General features: G+C 71.4%; 15 protein-coding genes and 1 pseudogene. 9 read left to right on the top strand and 7 right to left on the bottom strand.

Features of this window, described 5'->3' with window-relative positions:
- Together L615_RS17385 and dctP are read right to left on the bottom strand one after the other, a co-directional pair.
- Positions 1-496: alcohol dehydrogenase catalytic domain-containing protein (locus L615_RS17385; RefSeq protein ID WP_186449914.1), on the bottom strand; the 496-nt coding region annotated here is incomplete at its 3' end.
- 127 nt (positions 497-623) lie between these two features.
- Positions 624-1,907 carry a TRAP transporter substrate-binding protein DctP gene (dctP, locus tag L615_RS17390; RefSeq protein WP_051485475.1) on the bottom strand — a complete coding sequence of 428 codons (1,284 nt, stop codon included), beginning with the start codon at positions 1,905-1,907 and terminating at the stop codon, positions 624-626.
- Positions 1,908-2,244: 337 nt separating this feature from the next.
- On the opposite strand from dctP, the gene L615_RS17395 reads away from it, so the two are divergent.
- From L615_RS17395 to L615_RS17420, 6 genes and pseudogenes are all read left to right on the top strand, one after another.
- Complete coding sequence (locus L615_RS17395) at positions 2,245-4,275, top strand: FAD-dependent oxidoreductase (RefSeq protein ID WP_145725708.1); 2,031 nt, start codon at positions 2,245-2,247, stop codon at positions 4,273-4,275.
- 23 nt (positions 4,276-4,298) lie between these two features.
- Positions 4,299-4,721, top strand: a complete 423-nt coding sequence (locus L615_RS17400; RefSeq protein WP_145725709.1) for a universal stress protein — start codon at positions 4,299-4,301, stop codon at positions 4,719-4,721.
- A gap of 74 nt (positions 4,722-4,795) precedes the next feature.
- Positions 4,796-6,403 carry an NAD(P)/FAD-dependent oxidoreductase gene (locus L615_RS17405; protein WP_028654555.1) on the top strand — a complete coding sequence of 536 codons (1,608 nt, stop codon included), beginning with the start codon at positions 4,796-4,798 and terminating at the stop codon, positions 6,401-6,403.
- 119 nt (positions 6,404-6,522) lie between these two features.
- Positions 6,523-7,619 (top strand): annotated as a pseudogene (locus L615_RS24400) (CaiB/BaiF CoA transferase family protein).
- Entirely contained in the window at positions 7,612-8,535 is a 924-nt protein-coding gene (locus tag L615_RS17415; RefSeq protein WP_222430598.1) for an alpha/beta hydrolase, read from the top strand. The pseudogene L615_RS24400 and the gene L615_RS17415 overlap by 8 nt, the downstream one beginning before the upstream one ends.
- Positions 8,532-9,272 carry a FadR/GntR family transcriptional regulator gene (locus L615_RS17420; protein ID WP_222430599.1) on the top strand — a complete coding sequence of 247 codons (741 nt, stop codon included), beginning with the start codon at positions 8,532-8,534 and terminating at the stop codon, positions 9,270-9,272. The genes L615_RS17415 and L615_RS17420 overlap by 4 nt, the downstream gene beginning before the upstream one ends.
- Positions 9,273-9,710: 438 nt before the next feature.
- On the opposite strand, the gene L615_RS17425 is transcribed toward L615_RS17420, so the two are convergent.
- Genes L615_RS17425 through L615_RS17440 form a run of 4 tightly spaced genes read right to left on the bottom strand, consistent with a single transcriptional unit; the run spans position 9,711 to position 13,588 of the window.
- On the bottom strand, positions 9,711-10,511 hold the full coding sequence (locus L615_RS17425; protein WP_145725880.1) for an amidohydrolase family protein: 801 nt from the start codon (positions 10,509-10,511) through the stop codon (positions 9,711-9,713).
- A 19-nt stretch (positions 10,512-10,530) separates the two neighbouring features.
- Positions 10,531-11,280: an SDR family NAD(P)-dependent oxidoreductase gene (locus L615_RS17430; RefSeq protein ID WP_028654560.1), complete on the bottom strand. Its 750-nt coding sequence runs from the start codon at positions 11,278-11,280 to the stop codon at positions 10,531-10,533.
- A complete protein-coding gene (locus L615_RS17435) occupies positions 11,280-12,407 on the bottom strand; it encodes an acyl-CoA dehydrogenase family protein (RefSeq protein ID WP_028654561.1) in 1,128 nt (375 codons plus the stop codon). The genes L615_RS17430 and L615_RS17435 overlap by 1 nt, the downstream gene beginning before the upstream one ends.
- Before the next feature lie 26 nt (positions 12,408-12,433).
- Positions 12,434-13,588: an acyl-CoA dehydrogenase family protein gene (locus tag L615_RS17440; RefSeq protein WP_028654562.1), complete on the bottom strand. Its 1,155-nt coding sequence runs from the start codon at positions 13,586-13,588 to the stop codon at positions 12,434-12,436.
- Between the two features lie 99 nt (positions 13,589-13,687).
- Between L615_RS17440 and L615_RS17445 the strand changes: the two genes are divergently transcribed.
- From L615_RS17445 to L615_RS17455, 3 genes are read left to right on the top strand one after another with little or no spacing between them, the layout of a single operon-like run.
- Positions 13,688-14,884 carry a thiolase family protein gene (locus L615_RS17445; RefSeq protein WP_145725881.1) on the top strand — a complete coding sequence of 399 codons (1,197 nt, stop codon included), beginning with the start codon at positions 13,688-13,690 and terminating at the stop codon, positions 14,882-14,884.
- Between the two features lie 28 nt (positions 14,885-14,912).
- Entirely contained in the window at positions 14,913-15,671 is a 759-nt protein-coding gene (locus L615_RS17450; RefSeq protein WP_145725882.1) for an SDR family NAD(P)-dependent oxidoreductase, read from the top strand.
- A gap of 14 nt (positions 15,672-15,685) precedes the next feature.
- Positions 15,686-16,489, top strand: coding sequence for a crotonase/enoyl-CoA hydratase family protein (locus L615_RS17455; protein ID WP_145725883.1), 804 nt, complete (start codon positions 15,686-15,688; stop codon positions 16,487-16,489).
- 126 nt (positions 16,490-16,615) lie between these two features.
- Here L615_RS17455 and L615_RS17460 read toward each other — a convergent pair whose 3' ends face one another.
- On the bottom strand, positions 16,616-17,050 hold the full coding sequence (locus tag L615_RS17460) for an SDR family NAD(P)-dependent oxidoreductase (protein ID WP_186449915.1): 435 nt from the start codon (positions 17,048-17,050) through the stop codon (positions 16,616-16,618).
- Positions 17,051-17,100: the final 50 nt, after the last annotated feature.

The raw sequence follows: 17,100 nt of genomic DNA on the forward strand, positions 1-17,100 counted from the left end.
GGGTCGCGACCTGGCCGATTCCGCCGAGTCCGATGACCGCCACCTTCTGCCCTGCCTCGACCTGACCGCGGCAGGCGGCGGCGGGGCGGGCGGTCTTGCCGGCGTCCGTACCGGCGGCGGCCTGGGCGAAGCCCACGCCGTCGGGGATCGGGATGAGGTCCTCGGGGAAGGCCAGGCAGTGCGACGCGTAGCCGCCGCCCTGCCCCAGGCCGGGACGGGTCCGCCCGGCGGGCGAGATGCCGACCCGCGCGCCGAGGGCGACGTCCTCGACGCCCTCACCCAGCGCCACCACGACACCCGCGACCTCGTGGCCGAGGGTGAGCGGCCGCGGGGCGAGCTGGGAGAGCCAGCCCGGGTCGTCGAGGATCCCGACGTCGGTGTGGCACAGCCCGGCCGCACGGATCTCGACCAGCACCTCGCCGGCGCCGGGCTCCGGGACAGGAACCTCTGCCAGGACCAGCGGCTCCCCCGGTCCCGTGAACTGCCACGCCTTCATCTCAAGCCCTCCCCGGCCATCGTCGTCCATGATCTCCTGACCGAGTCCCGGGAGATCCGGGACCCTGTTCCACGCCAGCGGCCGGCACGCCCCCGCAGGGGCGCGCCGGCCACGGCGTCGTTCAGCCTCAGGCGGGCCGGTGGGAGAGGAAGACCTTCTCCCACAGCAGCTCCATGTAGGGCTTCAGGTCGAAGTCCGCAGGGTTGAAGTCGGTCAGGAAGTTGTCGTAGGTGATGTCGGTCGTCTGCTCGAGCCCGTCCACGTAGGGGCCCCACGCCTCGACGTCCTCCTGCAGGCCCTTCACGAACGCCTCGCCGTCCTCGAGCGACTTGCTGCTCGCGACGTCGGACAGCTCCTCGTCGTTGATCTTCTTGATCGCGGCGACGGAGGCCTCGTCGAGGCCGACGATCGAGCCCTTCGCCTTCTCGATCTCGCCGAGCGCGGCGGTCATGTTGTCCCAGATGCCGCGGATGTTGGCCTCGAGCAGGACGTCGACGCGGTCGAAGAGCAGCTGCTGGGCAGCCAGCGGGAGCTCGTCCCAGCGGGCCTTGCTGATCGAGATGGCGCCTCCGGCGTTGCCGAAGCCGGTCTCCATGTCGATGGCGAAGTACGGCGCGGCCGGGATGAAGCCGCTCAGGTGCGAGGTCGCGAGCGTCGAGAACACGCAGTCGACGACGCCGCGCTCGAGGGCCTCGAACAGCTCGGTGTAGTTGGCGGTGGCCGTCGACATGCCGAGCGCCTCGGCCTGCTCGACCTGGAGGCGGCTCGAGGTCGCCGCGATGCGGCCCTTGAGCGAGTCCTTGCCGGTGATCGGCTCGGTGCAGGCCACGATCGCCGGACCGCTGGAGAAGATCGGGAGCAGGAGCTTGATGCCGTTGTCGGCGTACTCCTTGGTGATCTCCTCGGAGTTGAGCGCGGCCTCCTCCATGGCACCGTGGAACTGCAGGACGCCGTCCACGGGGCCCTGGCGACCGAGGAAGGTGAGGTTCATGAGGTCGTTCATGGCCGCGAACTTGTCGGGCTCGAGCGAGGCCATGACCGAGCCGACGTCGATGCGGCTGTCGGCGATGGCGTCGTCGACCTGGTCCTGCGGGGCGATCGAGTTGGAGAACGCGATGTCCATCGTGATCTTGCCGCCGGACCAGTCCTCGACAGCGGCGGCGTACTCCTCGAAGCGGCGGCCGGTCGGCGCGCCCTTCGGGGCGGTGCTCTGCATGACGAGGGTCACCGGCGACATGTCCTCGAGGGCCGCCTGGAACTCCTCCTTGGTGGCGCCGTACGCCACGGACTCGCCGCCACCGCTGGCGGCGCCGCCCTCCTCGGCGCAGGCGGCGAGCGTCGCCGTGAGCGACAGCAGCGAGGCCGCCGCAATGAGCTTGGCCGGCTTGGGCCGGCGGATCGAAACGCGCATGGTTGTCTCCAGGTTCAGGTGGGGAAGCCGGGGCCTGGTCGAGCACCGTCGTGGCGCCGACGTCCCCGGACGTCCTGTTCACTCCCGGCCGGTACCGACCACTCCCCGGGACGACCCCGCGAACGAGGTCCGTGGTCGGCGTCACACCGGAACTGCGGGTAATCATTACTATGAATTTCTCTGGTGTCAATCGTCACACGAGGTCGAATTCCAGAACACCCCCCTTCGAGGCTCGGGATGCACGGGCCCATCCGGCAGGGTGGGCCGAAGGTCTCTTGATCTATGCGGATGATTTGCCTTAATGTCCGGAGCAAGACTCACCGAGGAGACAGGCACCATGACCGAGCTCGCACCCCAGGCCGACGGCCGCTTCCAGCACCTGTTCACGCCGTTCCGGATCGGGTCCATCGAGCTGCGCAACCGCGTCATCATGCCGCCGCACTCCTCGGCCATCGGGAGCCTGTGGGGCTCCGACGCCGACGCCGAGAAGGCGATCGCCTACCTGCGCTCGCGCGCCGAGGCCGGCGTGTCGTGGACGACCATGCCCGGCCGGCTCGCCAACGTGCTGCACACCGGCTTCGAGCCGACCGGCATGAGCGCCGAGACCAAGGGCTGGTTCCGCCTGCCGGTCTACCACGAGCGGGTCAGCGCGTACGTCGACGCGATCCACTCCGTCGGCGCCTACGCGGCCCAGCAGCTCACGATGATCGGCGGCCACCCGCACGGCCCGTCGGCGCGCTACAGCTCGCCGGTCAGCAACATCGCCCCGCACGTGCTGAACCTCGACGAGATCCGCCAGTTCGTCGACGAGTACGCCTGGTCGGCCGACAAGGCCGCCACCGCAGGCATCGACATCATCGAGCTGCACGCCAACCACGACGACCTGCACGAGTGGTTCCTGTCCCCGCTCACCAACGCCCGCGAGGACCAGTACGGCGGCAGCCTGGAGAACCGCACCCGCTTCCTGGTCGAGGTCCTCACCGCCGTCCGCGGCGCCATCGGCAAGGAGAAGGTGTTCGGGGTCCGGATGAACATGCTCCAGGAGGACCCGCACGGCCTCGACGCCGCGGCTGCGCTGGAGATCGCCAAGGTCATCGAGGGCACCAGCCTCGTCGACTACCTGCACCTGGTCGCCGGCAGCCCGTGGGGCAACCCCAGCTACATCCAGCCGATGTGGTTCCCCGCCGGCGGGTTCGCGGACATCTCCGCGCAGTTCCGCAGCGAGCTCAGCCTGCCGATCGTGCACACCGGACGGATCAACACCCCCGAGGTGGCCGAGCGCCTCATCGCCGAAGGTGCCGCCGACGTCGTCGGCATGGCCCGCGCGCACGTCGCCGACGGCGAGCTGCTGGTGAAGGCCCGCGAGGGCCGCACCGCCGACATCCGCCCGTGCATCGGCGGCAACGACTGCATCAACCGCCGTTACGTCGACGGCCTGCCGTTCGGCTGTGCGGTCAACCCGCACACCAGCCGTGAGACCGAGGGACCGTGGAGCGCCCGCCGGATGAGCGCCCCGCTGACCGTGGTCGGCGGCGGCCCCGCCGGCATGGAGCTCGCCGCGCTCTGCGCCGAGGCCGGCGCCCCGGTCACCCTGATCGAGAGGTCGTCGACGCTCGGCGGGCAGCTCCGCCTGGCCCTCGGCGCTCCCGACCAGGACCAGATGGCGGCCTACCTCGACTGGCAGGTGCGCCGCCTCGAGCAGCTCGGCGTCGACGTCCGCCTCGAGACCGAGGTCTCCGCCGCCGACGTGCTGGCACTGCCCGAGGACACCGTCGTCGCAATCGCCACCGGCGCCGACAGCCGGCTCCCCGAGGTCCCCGGCATCGACCTCCCCGTGGTGCTCGACTCGCGCGAGGTGATGAGCGGCGCCGCCGAGCCGGGCAAGCGCGTGCTCGTCGTGGTCGAGGACGACCACCTCGCCCCCCTGCTGCTCGCCGACCGGCTCGCCTCCCGCGGCCACGAGGTGACGATGGCGTACTCCACGCCGAACGCCGCCGTGCAGCTCGGCCGCTACATCGTCGGCTCGATCCTGGGCCGGCTCGACGAGGCGGGCGTGGAGTTCCGCTTCCTCGAGAAGCTCGAGGAGGTCACCCCCGACGGCGCCGTGCTGCGTCACATCTACTCGCAGAGGTTGCGCACCGTCGGCGGCTACGACTCCGTCGTGATCGCCTGCGGCGGCGTCTCCGACAGCGCCCTGTACGACGAGGTGCGCACCGCTCGGCCGAACGTGCACGTCCTCGGTGACGCCTACGCGCCGCGCCGCCTCGTGTTCGCGACCCGCCAGGCCTACGCCCTCGCCGAGGAGCTCACCACCGTGGACGAGGCGGCCCTGCCCACCCTCCAGCTCATCCCCGCCGGCACCCGCTGACCGGCCCACCGAAGGAGCCCGCCATGACCACCACCATCATCGTCGGAGTCGACGGCAACCCGCGCTCGGAGCAGGCTGCGACGAAGGCCGCCCGGCTGGCCGCCGCGACGGACGCGACGCTGCACGTGGTGTGCGCCTACGTCCGCGAGCAGTCGGCCGAGGTCGACGCGGACGGGGAGACGCGGCAGATCGCGATCTCCCAGGAGTCCGCCGCGATCGCCGAGCAGGTCGCCGAGTTGCTGCGCCCGATCGCCCCGAGCGTCACCTCCGCCGCCGTGCTCGGCCGCCCCGCGGACGCGCTGCTGTCGGAGGCCGAGCGCCTCTCCGCCGACCTGATCGTCGTCGGCAACGCGCGCATGCAGGGCATCGCCCGGGTCCTCGGCAGCGTCGCCGCGGCGGTGGCCCACCACGCCGAGTGCGACGTCTACATCGCGAACACCAACTGACCCCTCGAGACCCCTTGTGACCCACGCCACCTCAATGCTAATATTCATACGCATTGATTAGGAAGGATCGTGCCATGCGCACCACACCCCCGTCCGAGCTGGACGTCCTGGTCGTCGGCGCCGGCTTCTCCGGCCTCTACAGCCTCCACCGTCTCCGCACCCTGGGCCGCACCGTCCACGTCATCGAGGGCGACGACGACCTCGGTGGCGTCTGGTACCGCAACCGCTACCCTGGCGCGCGCTGCGACATCGAGAGCGTCGACTACTGCTACTCGTTCGACGACGCGATCGTGCAGGAGTGGACCTGGACCGAGCGCTACCCCGCGCAGCCGGAGATCCTCCGCTACATCAACTTCGTCGCCGACCGCCTCGACCTGCGCCCGGGCATCACCTTCGAGACCCGGGTGACCGAGATGCACTGGGACGACGAGGCGTCGCTGTGGCGCGTCGCCACCGACCAGGGTGACCGGATCGCCGCCCGCCACGTGATCATGGCCAGCGGCCAGCTCTCCACCCCGCAGCTCCCGGCCATCGAGGGCATCGAGGACTTCGCCGGCGTGCTCGCACACACCGGCGACTGGCCGCGCGAGGGCGTCGAGCTGTCCGGCAAGCGCGTCGGCGTGATCGGCACCGGCTCGTCCGGCGTGCAGACCGTGCCGCAGGTCGCGAAGCAGGCTGCGCACCTCTCGGTCTTCCAGCGCACCGCGCACTACGCGATCCCCGCGCGCAACCACGAGCTCGACCCCGAGTACGTCGCCGACCTCAAGTCCCGCTTCCAGGAGTACCGCGAGATCGCGCGGCACCACCCTGGCGGCACGCACCGCCACATCGGCACCGAGTCCGCCCTGGACGTCGACCCGGCAGCGCTGGAGGAGAACCTGCAGCGCCTCTGGGACCGCGGCGGTCCGGACATCCTCGCGGCGTACCGCGACTTCCGCACCGACGAGCGTGCGGCCGAGAAGGCCGGCGAGTTCGTCCGCCAGCGGATCCGTGAGCTCGTCAAGGACCCGGTGACGGCCGAGGCGCTGTGCCCGAAGGGCTACCCGTTCGGCTCGAAGCGCCTGGTGCTCGAGATCGACTACTACGAGACCTTCAACCGCGACAACGTCTCGCTCGTCGATGTCGGCGCCGACCCGATCGCCCGCATCGAGGGATCGGCCGTCGTCCTCGAGAGCGGCGCCCGCCACGAGCTCGACGTGCTCGTCCTCGCCACCGGCTTCGACGCCCTCACCGGACCGCTCTTCGCGATCGACATCCAGGGCGTCGACGGCGTGCGGCTGCCCGACGCGTGGGCCGACGGCCCGCGCACCTACATCGGTGTGAGCACCGCAGGCTTCCCGAACATGTACGTCGTCGGCGGCGCCGGCAGCCCGTCGGTGCTGAGCAACATGCTCATCTCCATCGAGCAGCACGTCGAGTGGATCACCGACTTCGTCCAGTACCAGTTCGAGAACGGCATCTCGAAGGCCGAGGCGCTCGAGGACGCGCAGGACCGGTGGACCCAGGAGGTCTACGACAAGGCCGCGCCCACCCTCTTCATGAAGGGCAACTCCTGGTACGTCGGCGCGAACGTCCCCGGCAAGCCGCGGGTGTTCAGCCTCTACCTCGGCGGCGTCGGGCACTACCGCGACGTCTGCGACCAGGTCGCTGCCGACAACTACAAGGGCTTCGAGCTCACCTGACCCTGCCTGTCCCAGGCTGACTCCCAAGGACCAACAAGATGACGAACTCCCACGGCCCCCTCGCCGGCGTCCGCGTGATCGAGGCCGGCTCGATGTACGCCGCTCCGACCGCCGGACGCATGCTCCGCGACTTCGGCGCCGAGGTGATCAAGGTCGAGGACCCGACCAGCGGTGACTTCGCGCGGCAGTGGCAGCCGGCCCACGAGGGCATGGCGATCGGTTTTGCCCGCCTCAACAGCGGCAAGCGCTCCGTGGGGCTCGACCTGCGCCGTACCGAGGGCCGGGACATCCTCAAGCGCCTGGTCGCCGGCGCCGACGTGTTCATCGAGAACTTCCGCCCCGGTCGCATGGAGGCCTGGGGGATGTCGTACGACGAGCTCAAGGCCACCAACCCCGGCCTGGTCATGACCCGGGTCAGCGGCTTCGGCCAGACCGGCCCGTACCGCGAGCGTCCCGGCTTCGGCACCGTCGCGGAGACGGCTGGCCGCACACGCCGCCGACCGCTCCCCCGTTCGGCTTCGCCGACTCCATCGCGGGCATCTCCGCGGCGTACGGCACCGCGATGGCGCTGTTCAACCGCGGCCGCACCGGCGTCGGCAGCGAGGTCGACATCGCGCTCTACGAGCCGCTGATGTTCATCCTCGGCGACGCGGTGCTCAACTACACCTCGTCCGGCGAGATCATGCAGCGCCACGGCAACGCCTCGGGCGCCGCCTCGCCGCGCGGCATCTACGAGGCCGCCGACGGCGGCTGGCTCTCGATCGCCGGCTCCAACCAGGCCATCGCCATGCGCCTTTTCGAGGCGATGGGTCGCCTCGACCTGCAGACCGACGAGCGCTACGCCACCAACGAGGCGCGGATGGCGAACAACGAGTCGCTGCAGAAGATCGTCTCCGAGTGGGTGGCCGAGCGTCCGCGCGACGAGGTGCTCGAGATCCTCGAGAAGTTCGAGGTCGTGGCCGCCGCCGTCAACGACTCCAGTGACGTCGTCCGCGACCCGCACTTCGCCGAGCGCACCCTGAAGGCGCTCACCGGCACCGCCCTGGGCAACGAGGCCCTGGTCCCCGGCCCGATCCTGCACGTCAACGACTACGACGGCCCCGCCTACGAGGGCGTCCCGACCGTCGGTGAGCACACCGCAGAGGTGCTCGGCGACCTCGGCGTCACCGGCGACGAGCTCGCGCGGCTCGTGGCCGACGGGGTGGTCAGTGGCTGACCTGGAGCCCGCCCTCGCGGCGCTCCGCGACGGTGCGGCAGGCGGCACCCCGATGATCGAGATGTCCCCCGCGCAGGCGCGCGAGCGGGTCGCTGCGGGCAACCACCTCTGCGCGGACGGGCCTGCGGTCGACGTGCGCGACCTCGGCCCGGACGAGGGCCCGGGACCGACGGTCCGGGTCTACCTGCCCGTCGCCCCGGCCACCCCGGTGGCGACCCTCGTCTACGCCCACGGCGGCGGCTGGGTCACCGGAGACCTCGACTACGCCGACGAGCTGTGCCGCTTCGTGGCCGACGCCGGCGTCCGCGTCGTCAGCGTCGACTACCGCCTCGCCCCCGAGCACCCCTATCCCGCCGGCCTCGACGACGTCGCCGCCGCCTGGGCCTGGGCCCGCCAGCGGTACGACGGTCCCGTCGGCCTCGGCGGCGACAGTGCCGGTGGCAACCTCGCCGCCGCGGTCGCCCTGCGCGCCGCAGCGGACGCGCCCGCCGACTTCCTGCTGCTCCTCTACCCCGTCCTCGCCGCGCCGGGCTCCACGCCGTCGTACACGACGCAGGGCACGGCGTTCCCGATCGGCGAGGCCGAGATGCGCTGGTTCCTCGAGCACTACAGCGGCTCGCCCGAGGCCGGCGAAGCCGCCGGACCCGACCTCTTCCCGCTGCTGTCCGGCGACCTGGGCACGCTGCCGCCCACGCACGTCGTGGTCGTCGAGCACGACCCGCTGCACGACGAGGGCGTCGCGTTCGCGGCGGCGCTGCGGGAGGCCGGCGTCCCGGTCACGCTGGAGCGTCACCCCGACCTCTGCCACGGCTTCCTGCGCTTCACCGCCGCGTCACCGCGCTCGCGCGAGGCGCGCGACGCCGTGGTCGACGCCGTACGGCGGCTCGCGGCCAGCGGTGCGGAGGTGCAGCCGTGAGCTCCGTGGCGCGGCGCCCGCAGAAGACCGCGATGCTGCTGGCGCAGCGCATCGTCGGCGACATCAACCGCCGCGGCAACAACGTCGGCGACCGCCTGCCTCCCGAGCGCGCCATGCTCGAGGAGTACGAGGTCGGCCGCGGCACGCTGCGCGAGTCGCTGCGCTTCCTCGAGCTCCAGGGCGTCATCCAGCTCAAGCCCGGCCCCGGCGGCGGCCCTGTCGTGCAGCAGCCCGACGCGACCAGCCTGGCGACCGCGCTGACCCTGCTGCTGCAGTTCGCCGAGGCGCCCTTCCGCACGATCGCCGAGGCCCGCGGGGGCCTCGAGCCGATGATGGCCCAGCTCGCGGCCGAGCGGATGTCCGGCGCGGAGCTGGCGGACCTGAAGCTCAGCGTGGACACGATGAAGGAGAACCTCGCGGACCAGCGCGTCTTCCTCGAGGAGAACAAGCGCTTCCACGACGTCATCGCCCACGGCTCGGGCAACGCGATGTTCGGCTACCTCGTCGACGCCCTGCTCGGCATCCTCGACGGCTCCGCGATCGGCATCGACTACCCCGAGGTCCGTCGCCGCGCCGTGCACCGCGCCCACCTCAACATCTACGAGGCCCTCGCCGAGCGCGACCCCGCGCGCTCCGCCGAGGCCATGGCCGACCACGTCCAGCAGTACCTCAAGTACGCCGAGAAGAAGTTCCCCGACATCCTCGCCGCCCCCATCGTCTGGACCAACGGCCACTGAGCCCCCTCCCCCCAGCCCCCTCCCCGGGGCTGCTCTGCCGGGACGGTCGAAACGTCACTTGTGGCCCGTCAAGTGGTCACCTGTGGCCCGTTGAGTGGTCACCTGTGGCCCGTCGAGTGGTCGCGTACGGCGGACCGAGTGGTCACTTGCGGCCGGCCGAGACGTCACGTCCGGCAGATCCGACGGACGACGTACGCAATTGACCACTCATTGCGCCGTTCCTGACCACTCAACGGGCCAGATCTGACGCCTCGACCCGCCAGAACTGACGCTTCGACGAGCCAGAAGTGACCACTCAACAGGCCGGAAGTGACGTCTCGACGATCCCGGGTCAGCGGAGAAGCGGGAGACGGCGTGCAGGAGACCCGGGGAAAAAGCAACGAACCCGCCTCGTGATCCTCACCAGGCGGGTTCGTGGCTCGTGCGGTAGCGCTGGGGCTACGACCAGGGGCTGTCGATGCCGAGCACCCGGGCGAGGGTGCCGCCGAGGACGAGCTTGGTCTCGTCGTCGGAGAGGCCGAGGGAGTCGATCGCCTTGATCTCCTCGGCGGGGCTGGTCATCGGCCAGTCGGAGCCGAAGACGATGCGCTCCGCGCCGTGGCGGCGGATGAGGTCGCGCACGCGCTCGGGGCGCAGGGTCGACAGGCTCGGGGGCCAGCTGGTCTCCAGGACCACGTCGGCGCCGTTGAGCATCTCCTCGGCGTCGTCGAGGATCTTGTAGCCGCCGAAGTGGCAGGCCATCAGCCTGAGTGCCGGGAACTGCTTCGCGATGTCGGCGATCATCTTCGGGCTCGAGAGGCGGTTGGCCTCCGGCGAGCCGCCCTCGCCCACGTGGGTGATCACGGCGATCTCGTCGCCGAAGGCCTCGAAGATCGACCACAGCCGCGGGTCGTCGAGGGCGAAGCCCTGGAACAGCGGGTGGATCTTGACCGCGCGGACGCCGTGGCGCCGCAGGCTCGCCATGTTCTCCTCGACCGAGAGGTCGACGTGGACGGTGCCGAAGCCGAACCGGGTGTCGCTGGTGAGGCCGGCGACGAAGCGGTTGACGGAGTCGACGTGGCGGGCCTCGTTGGCGATGCCGAGGCAGCAGCTGACCGAGACACCGCTGGCCGCCATGTCCGCCTCGAGGCCGGAGACGGTGCCGTCGCCGCGGGCGTTGAGCTCGGGCAGGCGGTTGGCGGACAGCGCCAGCTCGGCGATCTTGTCCGGCCAGACGTGGGCGTGGGCGTCGATGATCACGCGGAGGGTCCCTTCGGGGTCAGAGCTTGCCGGACTCGCCGCCGTCGACGACGAAGGTCGCCCCGGTGGTGAACGCCGACACGGGCGAGACGAGCAGGCAGGCCAGCGGCACGAGCTCGGACGGGTCGGCCATGCGGCCGGCGGGGATCTTCGCGATCCGCTTGGCGTGCAGCTCGGGCGACTCGGTGACCGCCTTCTGCGCCTCGGTGACGAAGGCACCGGGGGCGATGCAGTTGACCTGGACGTTCTTCGCCGCCCACTCGGCCGCGAGGGCCTCGGTGAAGCGGACGACCGCGCCCTTGGAGGTCGAGTACGGCACCAGGAACGGCTTGCCGCGCAGGCCGGTCGTGGACGCGACGTTCACGATCCGGCCGCCGCCCTGCTCGATCATCTGCACGCCGGCGGCCTGGGCCAGCAGCATCGGGGCGATGACGTTGACCGCCATCGCGTCCTTCCAGATCGCCGGGTCCTGGGTGGCGAACTTGCCTGCCGGCGCGATGCCGGCGTTGTTGATCAGGCCGTCGATGCGCCCGTGGCGGGCGATGACCTCGGGGACCAGCGCCGCGACGGAGTCCTCGTCGCGCATGTCCGCCTCGACGACGGAGATCCGGCCGTCACCCTGCGAGGCGACCTCGGCGAGGCTGTCCTTGGAGCGGGCGGCCGCGACGACGTGCGCGCCCTCCCTGGCGAGCTCGATCGCCATGGCGGCGCCGAGGCCACGGCTCGCGCCCGTGACCAGGACGACGGTGTCCGTGAGCCTGAGGTCCATCAGCGCGCACCCTTCGCGAGGCGACGGGCGAGCGAGTCGAGGAGCACCTCGGTGGCGCCCTCGTAGACCCGCAGCGGCCGGGCGTTGCGGTAGAGGCGCTCGATCTTCGAGCCACGGACCAGACCGAAGCGGCCCATGGTCTGCACCGAGCGGTCGACGACCGCGGCAGCAGCCTCGGTCGCGTGCACCTTCGCCATCGACGAGTAGTCGAGGTGACCGAGCGGGTCGGCCTTGGCGAGGGCGGCGGCGCGGTAGACGAACGCACGGGCGGCCTCGACGTCGGTCCACGACTGGGCGAGCTTCTGCGACACCGCTCCGAGCTCGATCAGCGGGCGACCGAACTGCTCGCGGGCCAGGGCGTGCGCCTTGGCCTCGTCGAGCGCGGCCTGGGCCAGGCCGACGCCGGACGCGGCGACGGTGACACGGAAGACGGCGAGCGTCTGCAGCATCAGCGAGAACGCCTTGCCGGGGACGCCGAGCCGGTTGGCCGCGGGCACCCGTACGTCGGTGAAGGTGAGTTCGCCGAGGATGTGCGGCGCGATCAGGTCGGCGCCACGCTCGACGGAGACGCCGTCGGTCGCGGCGGGGATGAGCACCATCGACCAGCCCTCGCCCTCGCGGACGAGCGTGCAGTAGAAGTCCGCGGCACCACCGTTGGTGATGAACGACTTCCGGCCGTTGACCACGAGGTCGTCACCGTCGGCGACGGCGGTCGTGGTGATCGCCCGCAGGTCCGAGCCGACGTCGGGCTCGGTCAGCGCGAGGCCGGCGATCGCCTCGAGGGAGGCGACCTTCGGCAGCCACTCGGCCTTGAGCTCCTCGGAGCCCCCGACCGACAGCGAGTAGCTGCCGACGCCCTGCATGCCGAACATCGAGTCGAGGTGGGCGGAGGAGTACATCAGCGCCTCGCGCACCACGGCGATGGTGAGCGGGTCCAGGACCTCGGACACGCCGCCGTAGGCAGCCGGCACGACGTGGCGCGCCAGCCCGCTCTCGGCGAGCAGGCTGCGCACCTTGGGGTGCACCTCGACGTACTCGTCCGCCTCGTCGGCGAACGGCTCGACGGCCGCGGCGAGCTCGCGCGCCACCGCCTGGATCTCCCGGTGCTCCGGGCTCAGGTCGAACATGGGGACTCCTCTGGGGTGGGCGCGCCTCAGCGGCGCTGGTCGAACTTCCGGCCGAGCACCTCGGACACGATCCGGACGCGCTGCATGGTGGGCGTGCCGCCGGCGATCGCCCAGCCGTGCGAGTCGCGGTGGAGCCGCTCGATGCCGTACTCCTCGGTGTAGCCGTTGCCGCCGTGGATCTGCATGGCGAGGTCGGTGACCCGCTTGGCCATCTCGTTGGCGGTGCACTTGGCGAGCGACACCTTGAGCGGGTCGGGCAGGCCGTTGGCGCCGATGGAGGCGACGGCCTGGTCGCGCAGCAGGCGCGCGGCCTCGACCTGGAGGACCATGTCGGCGACCATCACCTGGATGCTCTGGAACTCGATGAGCTCCTTGCCGAACTGCTCGCGCTCCTGGACGTACTGCAGCGTCTTGTCGAGCGCGGCCTGGCCGATCGCGAGGCTCATCGTGGTGTTGCCGAGGCGCTCGACCGAGAAGATGCCGAACAGCTTGCTGAAGCCACCGGCCGGCACGACGATGTTCTCGACCGGGACCTCGACGTTGTCGAAGTAGAGGTCTGCCGACGGGATGCCGCGGAAGCCCATGAGGCGCTCGCTGGCGCCGGTGGAGAAGCCGGGCGTCTCCTTGTCGACGACGACGGCGCCGATGCCCTTCGCGCCGGGCGCGTCGGAGAGGCGGCAGTAGACGAGGTACTGGTCGGCCTCGCCACCGTTGGAGATCCAGCGCTTGTTGCCGTTGATGACGACGGTGTCGCCGGTGATCTTGCCGGTGGTGCGCATGTCGGTCGCGGCGGAGCCGGCGTCGGGCTCGGAGATGCCGACCGCCATCGTCTTCTCACCGGAGATGATCTGCGGGAGCCAGCGGGCCTTCTGCTCCTCGGACCCGAGGTGGACGATCACCTGCGCCGGGCCGGTGTTCGACTCGAAGACCTGGAACGCGGCAGGACGGCAGACCTTCGCGAACTCCTCGATGACGGCGAGCGCCTGCGCGAGCGGGGCGCCGGAGCCGCCGTGCTCCTCGGGGTGCGTGATGCCGAGGAAGCCCAGCTCACCGAGCTGCATCCTCTGCTCCCTGGTGACCGGCGTGCGGTTCACGTCCATCTGCTCGGCCACCGGGCCGTAGACCTCTCGCGCGACCTGGGCAGCCAGCTGCCGGATCTCCGCGTACTCGTCGTTGGTCACGACATCCTCCTCGGAAAGTTGTAATCATGATCCTAGATTCGGGGGAGCCGTGCCTGTCAACCCCGTGACACATCCTGAATATCATGATAATGGTTATCCATGGCTGGAAACTCTCGAACCGACGTCGTCATCGTCGACGCGATCCGCACCCCGAGCGGCCGGGGCAAGGCCGGCGGCGCCCTCGCCGACGTCCACCCCGTCGACCTGCTGTCCCAGACGCTCCAGACGCTCCTCGAGCGCTCCCCCGCGGTCGACCCGGGCACCGTGGACGACGTCATCGTGGGCTGCGTGTCCCAGGTCGGCGAGCAGTCCGCCACCCCGGGCCGGATGGCCTGGCTGGGCGCGGGCCTCCCGCCGCACGTGCCCGCGACCACGATCGACCGCAAGTGCGGCTCGAGCCAGCAGGCGGTCCACTTCGCCGCCCAGGCGATCGCGTCCGGCGAGGCCGACGTCGTCGTCGCCGGTGGCGTCGAGTCGATGAGCCGCGTCGTGATGGGCTCGGCCCGCATGGGCGCCGACCCGTACGGCGTCCGCGTGGCCGAGCGCTTCGCCCCCGGTCTCGTCTCGCAGGGGGTCGCCGCGGAGCTCGTGGCGGCGCGCTGGAAGCTCAGCCGCACCGAGCTCGACGAGTTGTCCGTGCGCTCGCACGACCTGGCTGCCGCCGCGCAGGACTCCGGCGCCTTCGACCGCGAGGTCATCACCGTGCAGACCCCGTCCGGCCCGGTGTCGCGCGACGAGACCATCCGGCGCGGCTCCAGCGTCGAGAAGCTCGCCGAGCTCAAGGCCGTCTTCGAGACCCCCGAGCTGTCCGAGCGGTTCCCGGAGATCGACTGGTCGGTCACCGCGGGCAACTCCTCGCAGATCACCGACGGTGCCAGCGCGCTCCTGGTCATGTCTCGCGAGCGCGCCGAGCAGCTGGGCCTGACCCCGCGCGCACGGGTGCACTCGATGGCCGTCGTCGGCGACGACCCGCTGCTGATGCTGACCGGCCCGATCCCGGCGACGCACAAGGTGCTCGCCCGTGCCGGCCTGACGATCGACGACATCGACCACGTCGAGCTGAACGAGGCCTTCGCCTCGGTCCCGCTCGCCTGGCTGGCGGAGTTCGACATCGACCCGGCCCGCCTCAACCCCCGGGGCGGCGCGATCGCCCTGGGCCACGCGCTGGGCGCCTCTGGGGGGCGCCTGATGACCACCATGCTCCACGCGCTGGAGGACACCGACCAGCGCTTCGGCCTCCAGCTCATGTGCGAGGCCGGCGGCATGGCGAACGCGACCATCATCGAGCGGCTCTGAGCGCCGCGCCGCACACGAAGGAGAAGCAGTGAACCTCACCGGAGCCTCGGCTCTCGTCACCGGAGGCGCCTCGGGCCTCGGCGCCGCCACCGCCCGTCGCCTCGCCGCGGCCGGCGCCCACGTCGTCGTCCTCGACCTCAACGAGGAGCTCGGCAAGGAGTTCGCCGAGGAGATCGGCGGCTCGTTCGCGCTGGCCGACGTCACCGACCCGGCCGCCGTCGACGCGGCGCTGGACGTCGCCGTCGAGCACGGCCCGCTGCGTGCGCTCGTGCACTGCGCCGGCAAGGGCGGCACGGTCCGCCTCGTCGGCCGCGACGGCACCCCCGGCGACCTCGACCTCTACCGCCAGCTCATCGACATCAACCTCGTCGGCACCTTCAACGTGCTGCGCCTGGCCGCTGCGCGGATGGCCACCAACGAGCCCGTCGACGGCGAGCGGGGCGTGTGCGTCCTGACCGCTTCGGTCGCCGCGTGGGAGGGCCAGGTCGGCCAGATCCCCTACGCCTCCGCGAAGGCCGGCGTCGTCGGCATGACCCTCGTCGCCGCGCGCGACCTCGCGACCAAGGGCATTCGCGTCAACACCATCGCGCCAGGCGTCTTCGACACCCCGATCCTGGCCCGCTTCTCGCAGGAGATCCGCGACGGGCTCGGTGCGCAGGTGCCGAACCCGGCCCGCCTCGGCCGCCCGGACGAGTACGCCATGCTCGCGCTGCAGGTGGTCGAGAACCCCTACCTCAACGGCGAGACGATCCGCCTCGACGGCGCGATCCGGATGAGCCCCCGGTGACGAGGGAGGACGACATGACGAACGAGAACACCCAGAACCCCGACGCCGTGGCGGAGGAGCCGGAGCTGCTCGTCGAGGAGCGCGGTCGCGTGCTCGTGCTGACGATGAACCGTCCTGCCGCGCGCAACGCGATGTCGATGGCGATGGCGCACCAGATCGGCGACGCCCTGCAGATGCTGGACGACCGCCCCGACCTCAGCGTCGCGGTGATCACCGGCTCCGGCGGCACGTTCTGCGCCGGCATGGACCTCAAGGGCTTCGCCCGGGGCGAGCGTCCGGTCGTCGAGGGCAAGGGCTTCGCCGGCCTGGTCCGCAAGCCCCCGGCCAAGCCGTTGATCGCGGCTGTCGAGGGCTACGCGCTCGCCGGTGGCTTCGAGATCGTGCTGGCCTGCGACCTGGTCGTCGCCTCGTCGGCGGCGAAGTTCGGCCTCCCGGAGGTCAAGCGCGGCCTCACCGCGGCGGCCGGCGGCCTGCTCCGCCTGCAGCACCGGATCCCGTACCACCTGGCGATGGAGCTCGTCCTGACCGGCCGGATGTGGCCGGCGACCGACGCCGCCGAGGTGCACCTGGTCAACCGGGTCGCCGAGCCGGGCCTGGCCCTGGCCGTGGCGCTCGAGCTCGCCGACGAGGTCGCCGCCAACGCCCCGCTGGCGCTGGCCGCGTCCAAGCAGGTGCTCGTCAGCTCCGTGGACTGGCCGCTGGACGAGAAGTTCGACCGCCAGGAGGAGTTCGTCGACCCCGTCCGCAAGTCCTCCGACGCCAAGGAGGGCGCGGCCGCGTTCGTCGAGAAGCGCGACCCCGTCTGGACGGGCAGCTGACGGCTCCGTCCCCACAGCACCGGAAAGGGCCATCGCGAGCGATCGCGATGGCCCTTTCGCTTGCGTCCCTCCCGGTGAGGACGTCAGGTCGCGGCGCCGACGGGCGCCGCGGGCGTCACGTGGCCTTCACTCGGCCGTGAGTCCGCCGTCGACCAGCAGGCCCTGGCCGGTGACGAACGAGGCGTCGGAGGAGCCGAGGAAGGCGACCGCGGCCGCCACCTCCTCCGGACGACCGATCCGGCCCATCGGGGTGGCGGCGGTCGTCGTACCGGCGCCGCGCAGGAGCGCGGTCTCGACCGGCCCCGGGCACACGCAGTTGAAGCGCAGGCCCTCGGGGGCGTACTCGACGGCGAGGGCGCGGGTGAGCATGAGGACGCCGCCCTTGGACGCCCGGTAGGCGGGCGCACCCCCCTTCACCGCGACGTACGACGACGTCGACCCGCACGTCACGACGGCACCCTTCGTGCGGCGCAGCTGCGGCAGGGCGGCCGTGATGGCGTGCCAGGTGCCGGTGAGGTTGACGTCGAGGACGTCCTGCCAGGCGGCCGGCTCGACGTCCACGGCGTCGGCGCGCTCGATGGTCCCCGCGTTGTTGACCAGAACGGCGGCGC

This window comes from Nocardioides sp. J9 (genome assembly GCF_007829375.1).
GTDB lineage: Bacteria > Actinomycetota > Actinomycetes > Propionibacteriales > Nocardioidaceae > Nocardioides.